At 69.3% G+C, this 21,080-nt stretch carries 19 protein-coding genes and 1 other RNA gene; 6 read left to right on the top strand and 14 right to left on the bottom strand.

The window, feature by feature from the left end:
* Positions 1-54: 54 nt before the first annotated feature.
* From ftsA to ACLB90_RS13000, 13 genes are read right to left on the bottom strand one after another with little or no spacing between them, the layout of a single operon-like run.
* Positions 55-1,290, bottom strand: a complete 1,236-nt coding sequence (gene ftsA / locus ACLB90_RS13060) for a cell division protein FtsA (RefSeq protein WP_017355446.1) — start codon at positions 1,288-1,290, stop codon at positions 55-57.
* Positions 1,287-2,039, bottom strand: coding sequence for a cell division protein FtsQ/DivIB (locus ACLB90_RS13055; protein WP_411849902.1), 753 nt, complete (start codon positions 2,037-2,039; stop codon positions 1,287-1,289). The genes ftsA and ACLB90_RS13055 overlap by 4 nt, the downstream gene beginning before the upstream one ends.
* Complete coding sequence (locus tag ACLB90_RS13050; protein WP_411849901.1) at positions 2,036-3,001, bottom strand: D-alanine--D-alanine ligase; 966 nt, start codon at positions 2,999-3,001, stop codon at positions 2,036-2,038. Before ACLB90_RS13050 ends, ACLB90_RS13055 begins: the two co-directional genes overlap by 4 nt.
* Entirely contained in the window at positions 2,998-4,434 is a 1,437-nt protein-coding gene (murC, locus tag ACLB90_RS13045; protein ID WP_411849900.1) for a UDP-N-acetylmuramate--L-alanine ligase, read from the bottom strand. The genes ACLB90_RS13050 and murC overlap by 4 nt, the downstream gene beginning before the upstream one ends.
* A gap of 43 nt (positions 4,435-4,477) precedes the next feature.
* Positions 4,478-5,569 carry an undecaprenyldiphospho-muramoylpentapeptide beta-N-acetylglucosaminyltransferase gene (gene murG, locus ACLB90_RS13040; protein ID WP_411849899.1) on the bottom strand — a complete coding sequence of 364 codons (1,092 nt, stop codon included), beginning with the start codon at positions 5,567-5,569 and terminating at the stop codon, positions 4,478-4,480.
* Positions 5,566-6,876 carry a putative lipid II flippase FtsW gene (gene ftsW, locus ACLB90_RS13035; protein ID WP_411849898.1) on the bottom strand — a complete coding sequence of 437 codons (1,311 nt, stop codon included), beginning with the start codon at positions 6,874-6,876 and terminating at the stop codon, positions 5,566-5,568. Before ftsW ends, murG begins: the two co-directional genes overlap by 4 nt.
* Positions 6,876-7,961: a phospho-N-acetylmuramoyl-pentapeptide-transferase gene (gene mraY / locus ACLB90_RS13030; protein ID WP_017355440.1), complete on the bottom strand. Its 1,086-nt coding sequence runs from the start codon at positions 7,959-7,961 to the stop codon at positions 6,876-6,878. Before mraY ends, ftsW begins: the two co-directional genes overlap by 1 nt.
* Positions 7,951-9,345 (bottom strand): UDP-N-acetylmuramoyl-tripeptide--D-alanyl-D-alanine ligase, encoded by a 1,395-nt coding sequence (locus ACLB90_RS13025; RefSeq protein ID WP_411849897.1) that lies wholly within the window; start codon positions 9,343-9,345, stop codon positions 7,951-7,953. The genes mraY and ACLB90_RS13025 overlap by 11 nt, the downstream gene beginning before the upstream one ends.
* Entirely contained in the window at positions 9,342-10,826 is a 1,485-nt protein-coding gene (locus tag ACLB90_RS13020) for a UDP-N-acetylmuramoyl-L-alanyl-D-glutamate--2,6-diaminopimelate ligase (RefSeq protein ID WP_411849896.1), read from the bottom strand. The genes ACLB90_RS13025 and ACLB90_RS13020 overlap by 4 nt, the downstream gene beginning before the upstream one ends.
* On the bottom strand, positions 10,823-12,667 hold the full coding sequence (locus tag ACLB90_RS13015) for a peptidoglycan D,D-transpeptidase FtsI family protein (protein ID WP_411849895.1): 1,845 nt from the start codon (positions 12,665-12,667) through the stop codon (positions 10,823-10,825). The genes ACLB90_RS13020 and ACLB90_RS13015 overlap by 4 nt, the downstream gene beginning before the upstream one ends.
* The gene (gene ftsL, locus ACLB90_RS13010) at positions 12,664-12,927 is read right to left on the bottom strand and encodes a cell division protein FtsL (RefSeq protein WP_017357228.1); all 264 of its coding nucleotides are present in this window, start codon (positions 12,925-12,927) and stop codon (positions 12,664-12,666) included. The genes ACLB90_RS13015 and ftsL overlap by 4 nt, the downstream gene beginning before the upstream one ends.
* Positions 12,924-13,892 (bottom strand): 16S rRNA (cytosine(1402)-N(4))-methyltransferase RsmH, encoded by a 969-nt coding sequence (rsmH, locus tag ACLB90_RS13005; protein ID WP_411852757.1) that lies wholly within the window; start codon positions 13,890-13,892, stop codon positions 12,924-12,926. Before rsmH ends, ftsL begins: the two co-directional genes overlap by 4 nt.
* A gap of 14 nt (positions 13,893-13,906) precedes the next feature.
* Positions 13,907-14,308, bottom strand: a complete 402-nt coding sequence (locus ACLB90_RS13000) for a division/cell wall cluster transcriptional repressor MraZ (protein ID WP_229296521.1) — start codon at positions 14,306-14,308, stop codon at positions 13,907-13,909.
* Positions 14,309-14,677: 369 nt separating this feature from the next.
* Between ACLB90_RS13000 and ACLB90_RS12995 the strand changes: the two genes are divergently transcribed.
* Both ACLB90_RS12995 and rnpB read left to right on the top strand, forming a co-directional pair.
* Positions 14,678-15,442, top strand: a complete 765-nt coding sequence (locus tag ACLB90_RS12995) for an NRDE family protein (RefSeq protein ID WP_411849894.1) — start codon at positions 14,678-14,680, stop codon at positions 15,440-15,442.
* A 51-nt stretch (positions 15,443-15,493) separates the two neighbouring features.
* Positions 15,494-15,844, top strand: an RNA gene (gene rnpB, locus ACLB90_RS12990) — RNase P RNA component class A.
* Between the two features lie 148 nt (positions 15,845-15,992).
* On the opposite strand, the gene rsmI is transcribed toward rnpB, so the two are convergent.
* Positions 15,993-16,814 (bottom strand): 16S rRNA (cytidine(1402)-2'-O)-methyltransferase, encoded by an 822-nt coding sequence (gene rsmI, locus ACLB90_RS12985; protein WP_411849893.1) that lies wholly within the window; start codon positions 16,812-16,814, stop codon positions 15,993-15,995.
* Between the two features lie 80 nt (positions 16,815-16,894).
* On the opposite strand from rsmI, the gene ACLB90_RS12980 reads away from it, so the two are divergent.
* Genes ACLB90_RS12980 through ACLB90_RS12965 form a run of 4 tightly spaced genes read left to right on the top strand, consistent with a single transcriptional unit; the run spans position 16,895 to position 20,916 of the window.
* Positions 16,895-18,616 carry a penicillin-binding protein activator gene (locus ACLB90_RS12980; RefSeq protein WP_411849892.1) on the top strand — a complete coding sequence of 574 codons (1,722 nt, stop codon included), beginning with the start codon at positions 16,895-16,897 and terminating at the stop codon, positions 18,614-18,616.
* 7 nt (positions 18,617-18,623) lie between these two features.
* Positions 18,624-18,992 (top strand): YraN family protein, encoded by a 369-nt coding sequence (locus ACLB90_RS12975; RefSeq protein WP_411849891.1) that lies wholly within the window; start codon positions 18,624-18,626, stop codon positions 18,990-18,992.
* Positions 18,992-19,534: a metal-dependent hydrolase gene (locus tag ACLB90_RS12970; protein ID WP_411849890.1), complete on the top strand. Its 543-nt coding sequence runs from the start codon at positions 18,992-18,994 to the stop codon at positions 19,532-19,534. Before ACLB90_RS12975 ends, ACLB90_RS12970 begins: the two co-directional genes overlap by 1 nt.
* Entirely contained in the window at positions 19,531-20,916 is a 1,386-nt protein-coding gene (locus ACLB90_RS12965) for an FAD-binding oxidoreductase (RefSeq protein WP_411849889.1), read from the top strand. Before ACLB90_RS12970 ends, ACLB90_RS12965 begins: the two co-directional genes overlap by 4 nt.
* The last annotated feature ends 164 nt before the right edge of the window (positions 20,917-21,080 follow it).

Here is a 21,080-nt window from a genome sequence, read left to right as displayed (position 1 = left end):
TTGAAGCACCGGCCGGGGCCGGTTTGATGCCAGCCGACCAACGGTCGGCTCTACTCAAAATTCTCCTCGGAACCAGGTTTTGAGTTTCTTGAACATGCTGCCCGCGCGCCCGGTGGGCAGCGACGGCCGGCGCGGGTGTTCGATCTGGCTGCCCATCAGCAGCAGGCCAACACCGGTGGCGTGCACCGGGTTGCCAACCACTTCGCCGAGGCCGGTGACGTGCTGCGGAATGCCCACGCGTACCGGCATCTGCAGCATTTCCTCGGCCAGCTCGACCACGCCTTCCATCTTCGAGGCACCGCCGGTGAGCACCATGCCGGCGCGCACCAGTTCCTCGAAGCCGGAGCGGCGCAGTTCGGCCTGCACCATCTCGAAGATCTCCTCATAACGGCCCTGCACCGCCTGCGCCAGCGCGTGGCGCGGCATCCGGCGCGGCGGACGATCGCCAACGCTGGGTACCTGGATGCTTTCCTCGGCGGTGGCCAGCTGGGCCAGGGCGCAGGCATAGCGCACCTTGATCTGCTCCGCTTCCGGGGTGGGCGTGCGCAGCATGTGCGCGATGTCGTTGGTGACGTGGTCACCGGCGATCGGCAGCGAGGCGGTGTGGCAGATCGCGCCCTGCACGAACACGGCCAGGTCGGTGGTGCCGGCGCCCATGTCGACCAGCACCACGCCCAGTTCGCGCTCGTCGGCGGTCAGCACCGCCACGCTGGAGGCCAGCGAGGACAGCACCAGGTCATCGACCTGCAGGCCGCAGCGCTGCACGCACTTGGAGATGTTGGCCGCAGCCGACTGCGCGCACACCACCAGGTGCGCGTGCACCTCCAGGCGCACGCCGGTCATGCCGACCGGGTTGCGGATGCCTTCCTGCGAATCGTCCAGCACGTACTCGCGCGGAATGGCATGCAGGATCTTCTGGTCGGCCGGGATCGCCACGGCCTTGGCCGCATCGAGCACCCGGTCGAGGTCGCCCCAGGTCACTTCGCCGTCGCGGATCGGCACGATGCCGGGCGAGTTCTTGCACTGCACGTGGTTGCCCGAGATCGAGGCGTACACCGAACGGATCTCGCAGCCGGCCATCAGTTCGGCCTCTTCGACCGCACGCTGGATCGACTGCACGGTGGATTCGATGTCCACCACCACGCCGCGCTTGAGGCCGCGCGACTCATGCGAGCCGATGCCGATGACCTCGATCGGATTGCCCGGCGAATACTCGCCGACCAGCGCCACCACCTTGGAGGTGCCGATGTCCAAGCCGACGATCAGCGATTTGTCACCCTTGCGATTCATGTCCTGTCCTGCGTCCTGTGCGCCACATTGGCCGGTGCGGCCGGCGCGGCCGGGGCCGGGGTGCCCCAGCTCAGCGTGAAACCATTGGTATATCGGAGGTCGGCGCGTTCGATCGGCGCCTGCTGGTTGGCCAGCTGCGGCAGCACGCGTACGAAGCGCTGCAGACGCGAGCGCGCATCATCGCGGCCGACCACCACTTCGGTGCCGTTGCTCAGCAGCAGCGACCAGCTGCCGCGCGCGTCCATCGTGACCCGCTTGACGTCCACGCCGGCCGGCGCGAACAGCGTGCGCGCATCGTTGTAGAGCGCCACCACTTCGGCGGTCTGGCTGTCCGGGCCGTCCAGGTCGGGCAGCTGGACGTCCTGCAGCTTGCGCGGCGTGGCGAACAGCTTGCCCTGCTCGGACAGCAGCCGGTCCTTGCCCCAGTGCGCGAACGGCTTGTGTTCGACGAGGCGGATTTCCAGCACGTCCGGCCATTGCTTGCGTACCTGCGCGCTCTCCACCCACGGCAGGCCTTCGATCGCGTCCTGCGCGTCCTGCAGCTTGACCGCGAAGAACCCGGCCTTGGCATACGGCAGTACCACCTGCTGCAGTTGCTCGGCCGGCACCCGCTTGAATTCACCGTGCACACGCAGTTTCGCCAGCGGCCAGCGCTCGGCGCCGACCCAGCCGTTGAGCACCGCCACCACGGGCAGCGCCACCAGCGACAGGGCCAGCAACCAGACGAAGATGCGCAGCACGGCGTTCATGCGGAGCGCACCTCCACGGTCTGCTCCAGCACGCGCCAGACCAGTTCCTCGAAGTCGATGCCGGCCTGGCGGGCCGCCTTCGGCACCAGCGAGTGGCTGGTCATGCCCGGGGCGGTGTTCACCTCGAGCAGGTAGAAGCGGCCGCTGCTGCGATCGCGCATCACGTCCACGCGGCCCCAGCCACGGCAGCCGGCGGCACGGAACGCGGCCAGCGCGATGCGCTGGATCTCGATCTCGTCCTCGCCGTCCAGGCCCGGGCACAGGTACTGGGTGTCGTCGGCGATGTACTTGGCGTTGTAGTCGTACCACTGGCCCTTGGGCACGATGCGGATCGACGGCAGCGCGACATCGCCAATGATGGCCACGGTCAGCTCATCGCCGACCACCATCTGCTCCATCAGCAGCTGGCCGTCGTAACGCACCGCCAGGGCCACGGCCTCGTCCAGGCCGGCTTCCTCGGTGACCCGGCTGATGCCCACGCTGGAGCCTTCATTGGCCGGCTTGACCACCACCGGCAGGCCCAGCTCGCGCGCGGCCGCATGCACGTCTTCGCCGGTGCCGATCGACACGAAGCGCGGCGTCGGCAGGCCATGCGCCAGCCACACCTGCTTGGTGCGGATCTTGTCCATGCTCAGCGCCGAGCCGAGCACGTCCGAGCCGGTATACGGCACGGCGAAGGCGTCCATCAGCCCCTGCACGATGCCGTCCTCGCCACCGCCATTGTGGCCGTGGAGGATGTTGAACACGCGGTCGAAGCGGCGTTCGGCCAGGGCCTGCGCCAGCGCCGGAATGCCGTCCACGGCGGTCGCGTCGACACCACGGGCGCGCAGCGCCTCGATCACGTTGCGGCCGGAGTCGAGCGACACCTCGCGCTCGCTGGAGGTGCCGCCGAGCAGCACCGCGACGCGGCCGAACGCGGCCGGGTCGGTGATGCGCAGCGAAGGGAATACGAACGCGCTCATTCGGCAGGAGCCTCCTGGAAGCCATCCACCGCGATGTGCTGGGCGACGTAACCGATGTCGCCGGCGCCCATCATCAGCAGCAGGTCGCCGTCCTGCAGCACGTCGGGCAGGACGTGTGCCAGCTCGGCGGCCTGGCCGACCACCACCGGCTCGCTGCGGCCGCGCGCACGGATCGCACGCGCCAGCGAACGCGAATCGGCGCCCGGAATCGGCGCTTCACCGGCCGGATAGACCTCGCTGAGCACCAGCGCATCAACCTCGGACAGCACCGCGGCGAAGGCATCGAACTGGTCGCGGGTGCGGCTGTAACGGTGTGGCTGGAACGCCACCACCAGGCGCTGGGTCGGCCAGCCGCCACGGGCGGCGGCGAACACCGCGGCCAACTCGCGCGGATGGTGGCCGTAGTCGTCGATCACGCGCACCTTGGCACCGGTGCGGGTAGTGACGATGCCGAGGTCGTTGAAGCGACGCCCGATGCCGGCGAAGCCTTCCAGCGCACGGGCGATGGCCTCCGGGGCGACACCGAGCTGCCAGCCCACCGCAGCGGCGGCCAGCGCGTTGAGCACGTTGTGCTTGCCCGGCAGCGCCAGCGTCACCGGGTGGCTGCTGCCCTCCGGCAGGCGCAGGGTGAAGCGCATGCGCGGGCCGTCCTGGACCACGTCCTCGGCGCGCACATCGGCGGTGCTGCTCATGCCGTAGCTCATCACATGGCGCGGGGTCTGCGCGGCCAGCGCGGCCACTTCCGGATCGTCGATGCACAGCACCGCCAGCCCGTAGAACGGCAGGCGCTGCAGGAATTCGGCGAAGGCGGCCTGCACGCGGGAGAAATCGTTGCCGTAGTTCTCCAGGTGATCCGCATCGATGTTGGTGATGACCGACACCAGCGGGTTCAGGCGCAGGAAGCTGCCATCGCTTTCGTCGGCCTCGGCCACCAGCCACTGCCCGCCACCGAGCTTGGCATTGGCGCCGGCCGCCAGCAGCTGGCCACCGATCACGAAGGTCGGGTCGAGCCCGCCTTCGCTCAGCACCGCAGCGGTCAGGCTGGTGGTGGTGGTCTTGCCGTGGGTACCGGCCACGGCGATGCCGCGGCGGAAACGCATCAGCTCGGCCAGCATGGCCGCACGCGGCATGATCGGAATGCGCTGGCTGCGCGCTTCCATCAGTTCCGGGTTGTCTTCGCGGATCGCGCTGGAGACCACCACGCAGTCGGTGCCGAGCACGTTGGCGGCGGAATGGCCGCGCATCACGCGCGCCCCCAGACCGGCCAGGCGACGGGTCGCGGCGTTGTCGGCGTTGTCCGAACCGGACACTTCATAGCCCAGGGTCAGCATCACTTCGGCGATGCCGCTCATGCCGGTGCCGCCAATGCCGACGAAGTGCACGCGCGGGAAGGCGCGTACCAGATCGTTGGTGTCGTGCAGGCGGCGGATCATGCGCGGCCTCGCGTCGGGCCTGCGCCGTGGCGCGGTGCGGTATTCATTTGGATTCCTCGAGGATGATGTCGGCGATGCGCTCAGCGGCATCGACCTTGGCCAGGGCACGCGCGGCGTTGGCCATCTGCATGCGTCGGGCGGAATTTTCGGACAATTCGTGCAGCACACCCTGCAGGTGCGTCGCCAGCGTTTCATCCTGCTTCAGCAACACGGCCGCGCCGCGCTCGACCAGATACTCCGCGTTGCGGGTCTGGTGATCGTCAACGGCGGCCGCGAACGGCACCAGCACGCTGCCGATGCCCACGGCGCAGAGTTCGGCCAGGGTCGACGCGCCGGAGCGGCACACCACCAGGTCGGCCCAGGCGTATGCCTCGGCCATGTCGGCGATGAAGGCATCCACCTGCGCGGTCACGCCGGCCTCGCGGTAGGCGGTGACGGCTTCGGCGTGCAGCTTCTCGCCACTCTGGTGACGCACGTCGATGGCGACGCGCGTTCCCAGTGCGGCCAATGCCTTGGGCACGGCGTTGTTCAAGGCGCGTGCGCCCTGGCTGCCGCCCAGCACCAGCAGGCGCAGCGGCCCCTGGCGGTCGGCCAGGCGCAGTTCGGGGATGGCGATCGCGGCAATCTCGGCGCGTACCGGGTTGCCCACCGCTTCCTCGCGCACGGCGAAGCTGCCCGGGAAGCCGGTCAGGATGCGCCGCGCGAAGCGCGACAGCACGCGGTTGGTCAGGCCCGGCGCGCGGTTCTGTTCGTGCACCAGCAGCGGCAGGCCGTGCAGGCGCGCGGCCAGGCCACCCGGACCGGAGGCGAAACCACCGAAGGCGATCACCGCACGCGGCTGGCGGTCGCGGATCAGGAAGCCGGCGGCACGCACGGCACGCAGCAGGCGCCACGGCGCACCGATCAGGGCCAGCTTGCCCTTGCCGCGCAGCCCGCTGATGGCCAGCGTGTCGATGTGGATGTCGTGCTGCGGCACCAGGCGGGTTTCCATCGCGCCATCGGCGCCCAGCCAGGTAACCGGCACGCCGCGTTCGCGCAGCACGCGCGCCACGGCCAGGCCGGGGAAGATATGGCCGCCGGTACCACCGGCCATGATCATCACCGGACGTTCGGAGGAGGCAACAGGCAGGCTCATCCCATCCTCCCCAGGGTCGGTTCGATACGTTGCTGCATGCGGCTGGTGCCACGCGGCGAGCTGTCGCGCGGGGCGTCCTGCAGGGCAGCGGCAACCGCGGTGGCGCTGGTGGGCGTGTCGGCCGCAGCGCCGGTGTCGTCGCCCTCGGGCGCCCCCATGCGTACTGCCTGGCGACGCTCGGCGCGATCCAGTTCATAGGACACGCGCAGCAGCAGCCCCATCGCCACGCAGGTCATCAGCACGCTGGAACCACCGGAAGAAATCAGCGGCAGGGTCAGGCCCTTGGTCGGCAGGATGCCGAGATTGACCCCGATCGACACGAAGCTCTGCATGCTGATCCACAGGCCGATGCCGAAGGCGATGTAGCCGGAGAAGTGACGCTTCATCTCCACGCAGCGCATGCCCAGCCAGAACGTGCGGCCCACCAGCAGCGCATACAGCGCGATGATCAGGCAGGTGCCAAGGAACCCCAGCTCCTCGGCGGTCACCGAGAAGATGAAGTCGGTATGCGCTTCGGGCAGGTAGTACAGCTTCTGCACCGAATTGCCCAGCCCCACACCGGTCCACTCGCCGCGGCCGACGGCCATCAGCGCGTTGGACAGCTGGTAGCCGTCACCCTGCTGATCGGCCCACGGGTCCAGGAAGGAGGTGATGCGGCGCATGCGGTAGGGTTCGATGATCGCCAGCGCGCTCATGCCGACCATGCCGATGATCACCGGCATGGACATGCGCGGCATGTTCACCCCGCCCAGCACCAGCATGCCGGCGGTGATCGCCAGCAGCAGGGTGGACGAGCCGAAGTCCGGCTGCAGCAGCAGCAGCACCACCAGCGCGCCGGCCACGCCGAGCGGCTTGAGCATCGCCGGCCAGGTCGCGTTGACCTCGTCGCGGAAGCGCACCAGGTAGCTGGACAGCCACACGATGTAGAGCACCTTGACCGCTTCGACGGTCTGGAACTTGGAGATGCCCAGGTTGATCCAGCGGCGGGCGCCGTTGACGCTGCTGCCCAGGCCGGGGATGAACACCACCACCAGCAGGGCGAAGCAGCCCAGCAGCAGGATCTGGTTGTACTGCTCGATGCTCTTGAGCTCGGTGCGCATGGCGACGATGGCCAGCCCGATACCGACCGCCAGGAAGATCAGATGGCGGTTGAGGTAATAGAACGGGCTGCTCATCAACGCGATCGAGCTGGACGCGACCATCACCACGCCCAGCCCGGTGAGCGCGATGATCGCGCCCAGCAGCCACTTGTCGAAGTGGCCTCCGATGGCTTCAAGGCGGGTTGCCTGGCGCGACAGGTCGTTCATCAGCGGACCTTCAACGTGGCCAGGCCGATCAGGACCAGCACCACCGAGATGATCCAGAAGCGCACGATCACGCGCGGTTCCGGCCAGCCCTTCAGTTCGAAGTGGTGGTGGATGGGCGCCATGCGGAACACGCGCTTGCCGGTCAGCTTGAACGAGGCAACCTGGATCATCACCGACAGCGTTTCGACCACGAACACGCCGCCCATGATCACCAGCACCAGTTCCTGGCGGGTGATCACCGCGATGGTGCCCAGCACCGCGCCCAGCGCCAGTGCGCCGATGTCGCCCATGAACACCATCGCCGGGTAGGTGTTGAACCACAGGAAGCCCAGACCCGCGCCGGCGATGGCCGCGCAGATGATCACCAGTTCACCGGCACCGGGAATCTGCGGGATCTGCAGGTAGCTGGAGAACACCACGTTGCCCGAGGCGTAGGCGAACACGCCCAGCGCGCAGGCGACCAGCACCGTCGGCATGATCGCCAGCCCGTCCAGGCCGTCGGTCAGGTTGACCGCGTTGGAGAAGCCGACAATCCAGAAGTAGGCGATGGCCACGAAACTGATGCCGGCCAGCGGCAGCGCCACCGACTTGAACATCGGGATGTAGAAGGTCATCGCGGCCGGAACATCGGCCGTGTAGAACAGGAACAGACCCGCCGCCAGACCGAAAATCGACTGCAGCAGGTACTTCCAGCGCGACTTCAGGCCGTTCGGGTCGCGGCGCACGATCTTGATCCAGTCGTCGTACCAGCCGATCGCGCCGAAGCACAGCATCACCGCCAGCACCACCCACACGTAGCGGTTGCGCAGGTCGGCCCACAGCAGCACCGACAGGGTGATGGTCAGCAGGATCAGCGAACCGCCCATCGTCGGCGTGCCGGCCTTGGAGAAGTGGGTCTGCGGACCGTCGGTACGGATCGGCTGGCCACCCTTGAACTGGGCCAGCCTGCGGATCATCGCCGGCCCCAGCCACAACGACAGGAACAACGCGGTCAGCGCCGCGAGGATGCCGCGCAGAGTCAGATAGCCGAACAGCCCGAACAGGCTCTCCAACTGCTGCAACCATCGGGCCAGTTCAAGCAACATTGGGGGTTTCCTCTCCTCGCGCCAGCAGCGCTTTGACGATTTTGTCCATTGCACTGCCGCGCGAGCCCTTGACCAGGCAGCGCACGCCAGCATGCAGTTCGGTGGCCAGTGCGGCGGCCAGGGTGTCGTGGTCGCTGAAGTGGCGGCCACCGTCGCCGAAGGCGGTCGAGGCGGCGGCGCTCAGCGTGCCCAGCGTGTACAGCCGCTTCAGCCCCGCATCGCGCGCACGCCGGCCGGCCTGCGCATGCAGCGCTTCGCCGTCCGGGCCGAGCTCGCGCATGTCGCCGAGCACCAGCCAGCCTTCGTCGCCGGAGGCGGCCAGCGCATCGATGGCGGCGGCCAGCGAACCGGGGTTGGCGTTGTAGCTGTCATCGACCAGCACCGCGCCACCGGGCAGCACGTGCGCGACCTGACGGCCCGGCACCGGCTCGGCGCGCGCCAGGCCGGCGGCAACCTGGGCCAGGGTGATGCCGGCGGCCAGCGCCAGGGACGCGGCGGCCAATGCGTTGCCGATGTTGTGCCGCCCCGGCAACGCCAGCACGATCTCGGCCTGGCCCTGCGGGGTGGACAGCACGAACTGGCTGCCCGACACGCTGACACGCACGGCCTGCGCGGTGACATCGGCGATGTGGTCCAGGCCGTAGCGCAGCACGCGGCTGCGCGGCGGCTGGCCGACCACGTGCTGCTCGAACCAGGCACCGAAGGCGTCGTCGGCGTTGATCACCGCCACGCCATCGGCCGGCAGCGCAGCGTAGATGGCGCCCTTGGTGGTGGCCACGCCCTGCAGGCTGCCCATCCGCTCCAGGTGCGCCGGGGCGATGTTGTTCACCAGCGCATAGCGCGGGCGCACGATGTCGGTCAGGTAGGCGATGTCGCCCGGCTTGCCCGCGCCCATCTCGTAGACCGCATAGTCCGCGTCTTCGGGAGCGTCGATCAGCGCCAGCGGCAGGCCGATTTCGTTGTTGAGGTTGCCCGGGTTGGCATACACCACGCGCGCTTCCTCGCGCGCAACCTGCTGCAGGATCGCCAGCAGCAGCGTCTTGACGCTTGTCTTGCCGTTGCTGCCGGTGATGGCGAACACCTCGGCATGACGGTCGCGCTGCATGCCCGCGGCGATCCGGCCCAGCGCGTGCTGGCTGTCGGCGACCACGATCTGCGGCAGAGCGACATCGAGCAGGCGTTCGACCAGCATCGCCGACGCCCCGCGCGCGACCGCATCGGCGGCGAAGTCGTGGCCGTCGAAGCGCTCGCCGCGCAGGGCCACGTACAGGCTGCCCGGGGCCAGGGTGCGGGTGTCGTTGCTGATGGCGTCGATCGCGGTGTCTTCGCCGTGGATCTCGCCACCGGCCCAGTGGGCAATCAGCGACAGGGGCGTGCGCTTCATTGTGCTGCCTCCCCATGCGATGCCGCCAGGACGCGTGCAGCCACATCGGTATCGTTGAACGGGTACTGCACGCCGGCGATCTCCTGGTAGGGCTCGTGCCCCTTGCCGGCGACCAGCACGATGTCGCCCGCGCCGGCCAGCCCGATCGCCTGGGCGATGGCGGCGGCACGGTCGCGCTGCACGATCGCGGCGTCAGGCGCGCGCAGCCCGGCGACGATATCGGCGACGATCACATCGCCGTCTTCGCCGCGCGGGTTGTCATCGGTGACGATCACCACGTCGGCATGCTGTTCGGCGATGGCAGCCATCTGCGGCCGCTTGCCGGTGTCGCGCTCGCCGCCACAGCCGAACACGCACACCAGCCGCCCGGCCAGATGGCCCTCCAGGCTGGTCAGCGCCTGTTCGAGCGCGTCGGGGGTGTGGGCGTAGTCGATCACCACGGTGGGCTGGCCATTGGCGCCGCCAAGGCGGTTCATGCGGCCGGCGATCGGCTGCAGCTGCGACAGGAGCGCAGCGATTGCCGCCGGGGCGTGGCCCAGCGCCAGCAGCGTGCCGGCCACGGCCAGCAGGTTGTCCACGTTGAAACGGCCGAGCAGCGGCGACTGCACCGGATGGCGTTCGCCACCGACCTCCAGGTCGAAGGCGATGCCGCGACCGTCGAGCTTCAGCGAGTCGGCACGCACCGTGGCCTGCTGCGCGCCGCGCGAGCTGACCCCGACCGGCTGCACGCCGGCATCGAGGGTGCGCAGCAGTTCGCCGCCGAACGCATCATCGAGGTTGACCACGGCGGCCTTCAGGCCGGCGCGGTGGAACAGCCGGGCCTTGGCCGCGCCGTACTGGGCCATGTCACCGTGGTAGTCGAGATGGTCGCGGGTGAGGTTGGTGAACACCGCCACGTCGTAATGGACCGCGTCCACGCGCCCCTGGTCGAGCGCGTGCGAGCTGACCTCCATCGCCACCGCCTGCGCACCGCCATCGCGAAGCTGCGCCAGCACGGCGTGCATCTGCAGCACCAGCGGGGTGGTGAAGCCGGTTGGCACCACATCACCATAAAGTCCGACCCCCAACGTGCCGATACTTCCACTGCGGGTGCCAAGCAGGTGCCAGGCCTGGGCCAGCAGCTGCACGGTGGAGGTTTTGCCGTTGGTGCCGGTCACCCCGACCATCGTCATTGCGCGCGAGGGATGGCCGTGGAACTGGTCGGCCATCGCGCCCATGCGCGTGCGCAGGCCAGGTACGGCGATCGCATCGGCCGGTGCCGGCAGTTCGGCAGGCGCCGGCGGATCGAACAGGATCGCGCCCGCGCCGGCAGCGCGTGCCTGATCGACAAAGCCCAGCCCGTGCGCGCCGAAGCCGGCGATCGCCACGAAGGCATTGCCCGGCCGCACCGCCCGGCTGTCCAGCACCAGTCCGGTGATGGTCGGGTCGTGGGGCAGCGCCACGTCGGGAATCAACTGCGAAAGCAACATCGTCTGGCTCATTGCGTGCCTCCCTGCGCGGGCGGCGTCGTGGCGTGCGCGCTGGGCAGCGCGGCATCGAATTCGGCGGCGGCATCGGCCGGCAGCACCACCTCGGCCGGCGGTGCCGGCAGGATCGAGGCGGAGTGCCCCATCTTTCCGGACTGCTGGGCGGCCAGCCAGGACTCGATATCGTCCGGCGGAACGTCCATCAGGCGCAGGGCGCCTTCCATGACGTTGTGGAACACCGGCGCCGACACCAGGCCGCCGTAGTACTTGCCTGCCTGCGGGTCGTTGATCACGATCACCGTGGCGAAACGCGGGTTGCTGGCCGGCACCACGCCGGCAAACAGCGCGTTGTAGTGCCCGCGCTCGTATCCGCCCGGACCGGCCTTGCGTGCGGTACCGGTCTTGCCGGCCACGTGGTAGCCCAGCACCGCCGCCTGCTTGGCGCCGCCCTGGGTGACCACGGTTTCCATCATCGCCACCACTTCCTTGGCGATGTTCTCGTCGATGATCTGCTTGCCTTCGTTGCGCTGGCCTTTCACGAAGGTCGGCGCGATCAGCTTGCCGCCGTTGCCCAGCGCCGAGTAGGCAGTGGCGATCTGCAGCGGCGTGACATTCAGGCCGTAGCCGTAGGACATGGTGGTCTTGGTGGCGCCGTCCCAGCGACCCGGCCGCTTCAGCACACCGGCCGATTCGCCGGGGAAGCCGCTGTGCGGGGACACGCCATAGCCGAAGCTGTGGACGTGGTCGTAGAACACCTGGTCCGGCATCTTGGCCGCGATCTTGGCCGCGCCGATGTTCGAACTGCGGGTGATCACGCCGGTGACGTTGAGCACGCCGTTGTTGCGCGGCACGTCCTTGATGGTGAACCGGCCCACGGCCATGTAGCCGGGGTTGGTGTCCACGATGGTGTCCTTGGTGACCACGCCGGACTGCAGCGCCGAGGCGATGGTCAACGGCTTCATGGTCGAGCCGGGCTCGACCAGATCGGTGACCGCGCGGTTGCGGCGGGTATCCGGCGCCGCACCGCCGACCGAGTTGGGGTTGTAGGTCGGCAGGTTGACCATCGCCAGCACTTCGCCGGTGGCCACATCCATGATCACCATCGAACCGCCGGCGGCCTTGTTGGCGATCAGCGCGTTACGCAGCTCCTTGAACGCCAGGAACTGGATGCGGCGGTCGATGCTGAGGGTGAGGTCCTTGCCGGGTTCGGCCGGGCGCAGCAGGTCGCTTTCGACGGTATCGCCCTTGCGGTTGCGGATCACCCGCTTGGCGCCGGGCTTGCCACGCAGCCACTCATCGAAGGCCAGCTCCAGCCCTTCCTGGCCACGGTCGTCGATGTTGGTGAAGCCCAGCACGTGCGCCATCGCCTCGCCCTGCGGGTAGAAGCGGCGGAATTCGCGCTGCGAGGCGACGCCGGGAATCTTCAGCGCCACCACCTTTTCTGCGTCGTCCGGATTGATCCGGCGGCGCAGGTACATGAATTCCTTGTCGGCCTTCTGCGCCAGGCGGGCATTGAGCTCGTCCAGCGGCATGCCGAGCGCGGTGGCCAGCTCCGGGATGCGCTCAGGTTCGCGCAGCAGTTCCTGCGGATTGACCCAGATCGAGGCGACCGGGGTGGACACCGCCACCGGCTCGCCGTTGCGGTCGGTGATCATGCCGCGCGAGGTGTTGATCGGCAGCTCGCGCAGGTAGCGGGCTTCGCCCTGGCGCTGGTAGAACTCGCTGTTGATGATCTGCACGTACGCGGCGCGGCCAACCAGCGACACCGAGCACAGCCCCAGCGCCAGACCGACCCACTTCAGGCGCTGGCGCAGGTTGAAGCTGTTGCGGGCACGGTTGCGGCCGGACTTGCTCATGGGCGCACCACCACGACGTCGGCGGCCTCGGGGAACTTCATGCCCAGGCGTTCGCGGGCGACGCGATCGACCCGGGTCGCTTCGGCCAGCGTGGCCTGTTCCAGCTGCAGGCGGCCGAATTCGATATTGAGCTCATCGCGTGCGCGCTCGACCTTGGACAGTTCCACGAAGGTCTGGCGGTGGCGGTGGCGCATGAACACCACGCCGATCGCCGAGGCGATCGTGCAGGCCAGCAGCACAATGAGCAGCAGGCGGCTCATCCGGCCACCGCACGCTTTTCGGCGACACGCAGCACGGCGCTGCGCGAGCGCGGGTTGACCGCCAGCTCGTCGTCGTCGGCCTTGATGGCGCCACCGATCAGATCCAGCGTCGGCACGAACGCCGCCAGTTCCGGCAGCCGGCGATTGGTCGGCGGGGCCTTGGCGTGGCGGTTCATGAACTGCTTGACGATGCGGTCTTCCAGCGAGTGGAAGCTGATCACCGCCAGCCGGCCGCCGGGCTTGAGCCGCGCCATCGCCGCGTCCAGGCCGGCTTCAAGGTCGGCCAGTTCGCGGTTGATGTGGATGCGGATGGCCTGGAAGCTGCGCGTGGCCGGGTGGATCTTGTCTTTGCCACGCGGCATCACCGACGCAATCAGCTCGGCGAGCTCGGCGGTGCGGGCGAACGGCTGCCTGTCGCGGCGCGCGATGATCGCACGGGCGATGCGGCGCCCCTGGCGCTCCTCGCCGTAGGTCCACAGCACGTCCATGAGCTCACGCTCTTCGACGCGATTGAGCCACTGCGCCGCGCTCTCGCCACTGTCCGGGTCCATGCGCATGTCCAGCGGGCCGTCCTTGCCGAAGCTGAAACCGCGCTCGGCGACATCCAGCTGCGGCGACGACACGCCCAGGTCGAACAGCACCCCGTCCAGGCCGTCGGCGGTGGCGTCCCACTGCAGCAGGTCGGCGAAGCTGCCACGGAAGATCGACACGCGCGGGTCCGGCGCGAAATCGCGCTCGGCCACCGCAATCGCTTCGGGATCCTTGTCCATGACCAGCAGCCGGCCTCCAGGACCGAGTTGCTCGAGCACGCCGCGGGCATGACCGCCACGACCGAACGTGCCATCGAGATACCGTCCGTTTTCGATCACCGCCAGGCCGTCCAGGACCTGCGTGTACAGCACCGGCAGATGGCCCGCCGGCGACTGCGACACCGGAAGGTGACCGGCCTGCGCGCCTCCGCGCACCCGGGCACCCCGGCTCACAACTTCAGGTCGAGCAACCCATCGCCGAGATCCTCGTCAGACAATGTCTGCTGGATCAACGCGCGATGTGCCTGCTCGCTCCACAATTCAAATTTGTCGCCCATGCCGAGCAGAACCGCCTTCTTTTCAATGCCAACGGCACCACGGTGGCTGGCGGGAATACTGATGCGACCGTTGCCGTCCAGCTCCAGATGCGCGGCCGAACCGACCAGCTTCTGTTGCAGCAGACGCACGACACGCTGTGTGTTGGGCTTGGACATGACATCGTCCCGCACCCGCTCCCACTCCGATTCGGCATAGAGCCAAAGGCAGCCGGACTCGAACGGGTTGTAGGTGAGCACGAGACGGTTGTTGCTGGCGCGCGCGACCAGGTCGCGATAAGCGGTGGGAACCGCCATGCGTCCTTTGTCATCGACTGTGATGGCCGTCTCGCCCTGGAACACGACGCCTGCACCTTTTCCTTTGCCCGGTGAAACATTGAACCACGAAAAACCACAAAAAACCCGGTTTTCCCTCTGTTGCCCACCTTAGCAGTGCCGATTAGGTTGTCAACAACTTTGCGAGCCCGAAATCGCTTGGAACATCAAGGGCTTGCAGCAATGTTTAGAGACTTGTTCAAGGCTTATCCACAAGTTGCTGTTTCGTCTCAATTTTTGAGATTGATCGGGAGTTCAGGCCTGTGCAGAGGGCGTGAAACCCTTGCCCGCATTCAGTCCCGGAGGGGTCGGCTTCGACCCGTCCGTGCGCAAACCCGGCACAATCGGCGCATGTGTCTGCTCGCTCTGGCCTGGAAGGCCCACCCCCGCTGGCAGCTGGTCATGGCCGGCAACCGCGACGAGTTCCACGCCCGGCCCACCGCCGCGCTGGCCGCCTGGGCTGCGCCCGATGCCGGCGTGATGGCCGGGCGCGACCTGCGCTCCGGCGGCACCTGGGCCGGTATCGGCAGGAACGGCCGGATGGCGGTGGTGACCAATGTGCGTGATCCGCAGGCACGGCAGACCGGCCCCTCGCGAGGGGCGCTGGTGGCCGACTACCTGCGCGGCAGCGCCCCCGCCGCCGCCTTCGCCGAGGCCCTGGCCAGCGACGCGCCCGCCTTCGCCCCGTTCAACCTGGTGCTGGCCGACCGCGACAGCTGCCAGTTCCTCGGCAACCACCCGCTGCAGCGGCAGACGCTGTCGCCCGGCCTGCACGGCATGTCGAATGGACCGCTCGATGCACCGTGGCCGAAAACCGTGAACCTCGTCGAGGCCCTCGGCGACTGGATCGCACGCGGCGACGCCACCCTGGACCCGCTCTGGCAGGCGCTGGCCAACGACGGCCAGGCCGACGACGACGCCCTGCCCGACACCGGCATCGGCCTGGAGCGCGAGCGCTGGCTGTCGTCGGCATTCATCCGCAGCCCGGACTACGGCACCCGTGCCAGCACCTTGATCCTGCTGGACGAGCGCGGCCAGGGGTTCATCCACGAGCGCCGCTTCGCGCCCGATGGACGCTGCATCGGCCAGACCCGGCTGGAAGCGGTGGCACCGTAACACCGCATCGGCACCCCTGCCGCGCGGCGGATGTGGGACAATGCGCGCGGCGGAGTCGGCCAGACAGTCGCGTCATCCCTTGCGGATGCCGAGGAAAGTCCGGGCTCCACAGGGCAAGGTGCCAGGTAACGCCTGGGCGGCGCGAGCCGACGGAAAGTGCAACAGAAAGATACCGCCTACGTTCCCTTCGGGGAGCCGGTAAGGGTGAAATGGTGCGGTAAGAGCGCACCGCGAGTCTGGCAACAGACCGGCACGGCAAACCCCACCTGGAGCAAGACCAAATAGGGACCTAATGGCGTGGCCCGCGTCGGGTCCGGGTAGGTTGCTTGAGCGCTGCGGTGACGCAGCGCCTAGAAGAATGACTGTCCACGACAAAACCCGGCTTATCGGCCGGCTCCGCCCTTTCTTCGCATTCTGCGAAGAAGCCCCCAGGGGTTTGCTGCCCAAACCCTGGGCCCCCGGGCGCCGGTAGAGCCGACCGTTGGTCGGCTGCTCTACGTTCCGGCATCGGCACGACATCCCCAGGCGCCGGTGCCCACCGCGCCGCAACTCAACTACCGTACAGCGCCTTTCTCGGCGCGCCGGTCAGTTCCGCCGCCAGCTTGGCAGCGGTTGACGGCGGCAGGTGCTCGCTGAGCTTGGCGTACATGCGGCGGCCTGCAGCAAGCTGGGCCTGCTCGTCGTCGGCGGCGCCCTGCACCATCACCACGAACTCGCCCTTGCGCTGGTTGTCGTCGGCTTCCACCTGCTGCAGCAGCGAGGCCAGGGTGCCGTCGAGCACCGTCTCGAACAGTTTGGTCAGTTCGCGCGCCAGCACGGCCGGGCGCTCGGCACCGAACGCGGCCACCATGTCGGCCAGCGATTCGGTGATGCGGTGCGAGGATTCGTAGAACACCAGCGTGCGGGTTTCGCCCGCCAGCCCATTCAACCGCTCACGGCGGCCCGACCCCTTGGCCGGCAGGAAGCCTTCGAAGGTGAAGCGGTCGCTGGGCAGACCGGCCACGCTCAATGCCGCGATCGCCGCGCACGCGCCCGGCACCGGGCTGACCCGGATGCCCGCTTCGCGCGCCGCACGGACTAGGCGGTAGCCCGGATCGCTCACCAGCGGCGTGCCGGCATCGCTGACCAGCGCCAGCGACTCACCGGCCTGCAGCCGCGCCACGATGCGCTGCGACAACGCTTCTTCATTGTGGTCGTGCAGCGCCACCAGCGGCTGCTGGATGCCGAAGTGGGCCAGCAGCTGGCCGCTGCGGCGGGTGTCCTCGGCGCAGATCGCGGCCACCGAGCGCAGCACCTCCTGCGCGCGCGGCGTCAGGTCGGCGAGGTTTCCGATCGGGGTGGCAACGACATACAGCGTGGGGACAGCACTCATCGCAACGGCACTCATGGGTCAAGGGTAGAATCGTACCGTTCCCCGGCCACGGCCGCTGCCCCCATCGAATGGACCTGATCATGAACAAGCCCGTCGCACGGATCTCTGCCCTTTCGTTGTCGCTGCTGCTGCTCGCCGGCTGCGCCACGACCAGCCTCACCAGTGCCCCCGAATCCCCGGCGCAGAGCCAGGCGCTGGCACTGATCGAGCAGGGCAAGCCGCGCGATGCCGCCGTGCAGCTCGAAGCACTGGCCAACACCCTGCGCGGCAGCGCCCGCAGCGCCGCGCTGGCCGATGCCGCCTTCGCCTGGCATGAAGCCGGCGACGCCACCCGTGCCCGCAGCCTGCTGAGCCAGGTGCAGCCGCGCCAGCTCGCCGGTGCCAGCCTGCACCGCTATCAGCTCACCAGTGCCGAACTGGCGCTGGCCGACAAGCAACCCGCGCAGGCGCTGGCCGCACTGAAGGAATCCTCCGACGCGGTGACCCCGTCGCTGCGCACGCGCTGGCAGCTGGCCCGCGCCAATGCATTGCAGGCCACCGGCGACACCCTCGGCGCCGCGCTGGAACGCGCCCGCGCGCATGCCGCACTCACCGGCAAGGCGCGCAGCGACAACCAGCAGGCCATCGCCAGCCTGCTCGGCACTCTGGACGACGCCACCCTGCGCGCCAAGGCCGCCGCGCTGCCGGCCAACGAACCGCTGTACAACTTCGCCGGCCGTGCCCTGATCGCCCGTGGCCTGCCGCTGCCGCGTCCCTTCGACCGCGATGGCGCCAGCCAGTTCGACACCAGCAAGCGCCCGCCGGCGATGTCCGACGGCTACCGCCCGCCGCTGAAGATGGCCGTGCTGCTGCCGCTCAGTGGTCGCCTCGCGACCGCCGCACAGCCGGTCCGCGATGGCCTGCTCAGCGGTTACTACGGCGAGTCGCGCCGCCGCCCGGAGATCCAGTTCATCGACACCGCCGGCACCGCCGCCGGCGCTGTGGCCGCCTACGACAAGGCCGTGGGCGCGGGCGCCGACTTCATCGTCGGGCCGCTCGGCCGCGATGAGGTCGATGCGGTGTTCGGCCGCGCCCAGCTGCCGGTGCCGGTGCTGGCGCTGAACCGCGGCAAGGGCAGCCCGCCGGCCGGCAGCGCCGGCTTCTCGATGGCCCCTGAAGACGACGGCATCATCGCCGCCGAGTACCTGCGCGGCCGCGAGCGCGGCAAGGTGCTGGTGGTGCACAGCAATGACGAGACCGGCCGCCGCGCGGCCGCCGCGTTCCGCGAGCGCTTCACCCAGCGTGGCGGCCAGGTGGCAGCCACCGTCGGCGTGAACGACACCGTGGGCGATGTCGGCGCGCAGCTGCGCGCCGCAGGCAGCGTGGATGGCGTATTCCTGGCGGTGAAGGCACCGCAGGCCCGCACGCTGGCGCCGCAGCTGGCGCTGGCCGGTGCCGGCGGTGCCAGCCGCGTGGGCACCTCGCAGCTGACCCTGGGCAGCGGCAAGCCCGAGGAAGACATGGCGCTGGACGGCATCATCTACCCGAACGAGGCCTGGAACGTGCGCGGCGTGGCCGGCCTGCCGGCCGCCTCCACCGCCGGGCAGATCCTGCCCTCGGCACGCGGCGCCTCCGGCCGCCTGTTCGCCTTCGGCTTCGACGCCTGGAAGATCAGCGCCTACCTGGACAAGATCGCCACCGAGGGCGCGCTGGCCGGCGCCACCGGCACGCTGTTCCTGGACAGCAACGGCAACGTGCTGCGCGTGCCGGTGTGGTCGACCTTCAGCGGCGGTCGGCCGACGCCGATCGCGTCGGCCAACTAAGCCCGGCATGGCCACCGGACGCGCGCAGCGCGGCGCGGCGGTGGAAGCGGCGGCGCTGGCGCATCTGCGCCGCGCCGGCCTGCAGCCGCTGGCCGCCAACGCGCGCTATCGCGGTGGCGAGCTGGACCTGGTGATGCGCGACGGTGACACCACGGTGTTCGTGGAGGTGCGTTACCGCGCGTCGGCCGCGTTCGGCGGCGGCGCCGTCTCGGTGGACCTGCGCAAGCGCCGCAAGCTGGTGCTGGCCGCGCAACTGTTCCTGCTGGCGCATCCGGCGCTGGCCAACCGGCCCTGCCGGTTCGACGTGGTCGAGGCCGCCGGCGACCCACCGCAGCTGCACTGGCTGCGTGACGCATTCCGGCTGGAGGACTGCTGATGCCCACCGTTCTTACCCATGCCGCCATTCCACTGGCACTGTGGTGCGCGGCCGACCGTGGCCGCATCGCCGCGCCACTGCTGGCGGCCGGCGTGGTGGCGGCGATGCTGCCGGACGCCGATGTACTGGCGTTCGCGCTGCACATTCCCTACGCCGACAGTTTCGGCCACCGCGGTGCGAGCCACTCGCTGCTGTTCGCCGCGCTGCTGGCCACGTTGGCGGCAGTGCTGCACCGGCGCCTGCGCGCCACGGCCGTGCAGGCCGCCGCGTTCGTCGGCATCAGTGCGTTGTCGCACCCGCTGCTGGATGCGTTTACCTCCGGCGGCCTGGGCGTGGCGCTGTGGTGGCCGTGGAGCGGCGAGCGGCTGTTCGCGCCGTGGCGGCCGATCCGTGTCTCGCCGTTCGCCGGCCAGTTCTTCAACGCACGCGGCATCACCACGCTGCTCTCCGAGCTGCGCTGGGTCTGGCTGCCGCTCAGCGCCGCCGTGATCGGCTGGAAGCTGATCCAACCCGCCCCCGCCTCGTCCCGGAATACCCCATGACCACCGCCCTGCCCGCCGCCTTCGCCGCCACCCTGCACACCCTGCTGGGCGATGACGGCTGGCGCACCGATGACGGCGCGCTGCAGGCGCATGCCCAGGACAACTCGTGGCGGCACACGCTGCCGGCCGGCGTGGCCTTCCCGCGCGACCGCGACCAGGTGGTCGCCCTGGTGCGTGCGTGCCGCGCGCATGGCATCGCGCTGGTCGCGCGCGGCGCCGGCACCGGCACCACCGGCGCGGCGGTACCGGTGAATGGCAGCGTCGTGCTCTCGTTCGCGCGCATGGACCGCATCCTCGACATCCAGCCGGGCAACCGCTGCGCGGTGGTGGAGCCGGGTGTGCTCAATGGCGACCTGCAGCACGCGCTGGTACCGCATGGCCTGTTCTGGGCGCCGGACCCATCCAGCGCGGACATCTGCAGCATTGGCGGCAACCTCGCCTGCAATGCCGGCGGCCCGCGCGCGGTGAAGTACGGCACCAGCCGCGACAACGTGCTCGGCCTGGTGGCGGTGACCGGTGCCGGCGAGGTGATCCAGTGCGGGGGGGCGTATACCAAGGATGCCACCGGCTACGACCTGACCCATCTGCTGGTGGGCAGCGAAGGCACGCTGGCGCTGATCGTGGAAGCCACGCTCAAGCTGACCCCGCTGCCGGTGGCCCAGGCCGGGCTGCGCGTGCTGTACCGCGATGCCAACGCCGCCGCCGCGGCGGTGTCGCGCCTGATGGCGCAGCCGGTGGTGCCCACACGCCTGGAATTCATGGATGCGCGCAGCCTGGAACTGCTGCGCCGCAACGGTGCCGAGGTGCCCGAGGCCGGCGCGATGCTGCTGGTCGAGGCCGACGGCGATCACGACACCCTCCCCTACCTGCTGCAGGCGCTGGCCACCGCCGCCGAAGGCGATGGCCTGCTCGCGCTGGATGTGGCGATGGAAGGCAGCGCCCGCGAGAAGCTCTGGGCCGCGCGCAAGGCGCTGTCGCCGGCCCTGCGCAGCATCGCCCCGGGCAAGATCAACGAGGACGTGGTGGTGCCGGTGTCGCGCATCCCGGACCTGGTGGCCGGCGTGCAGGCACTGGCGCAGGAGCACGCGCTGACCATCGTCACCTTCGGTCACGCCGGCAACGGCAACCTGCACGTCAACATCCTGTACCACCCCGACGATGCCGACGAAAACGCACGCGCGCACGCCGCGCTGCCGAAGATCTTCGCGCTGACCCTCGCGCTGGGCGGCACGCTGTCCGGCGAGCACGGCATCGGCCTGGCCAAGCGCGACTTCATGACCCAGGCCTTCACGCCCGCCACGCTGGCGGCGATGCGTTGCATCAAGCACGCGCTGGATCCGGACGGCATTCTCAATCCGGGCAAGGTGCTGCCGCCCGCGTAGCGCGGCGCGGCGACCGCCTGAACGCCCGATGGCCGCGCTCCATAGACGCGGCGTATCTGCAATTTCTTGCATGGGTTGCCCAACCTGTCACCGCGACACTGCGCGTCTTCGCTGGACACGCCGTGTCGCATGCGACCCCATCGACTTCACAGCGCCATCATCTC

It is taken from the genome of Stenotrophomonas sp. LGBM10 (assembly GCF_046736075.1).
GTDB lineage: Bacteria > Pseudomonadota > Gammaproteobacteria > Xanthomonadales > Xanthomonadaceae > Stenotrophomonas.
The sequence above is the reverse complement of the archived record's forward strand: the minus strand, read 5'-3'. Positions and strand labels throughout refer to the sequence as shown.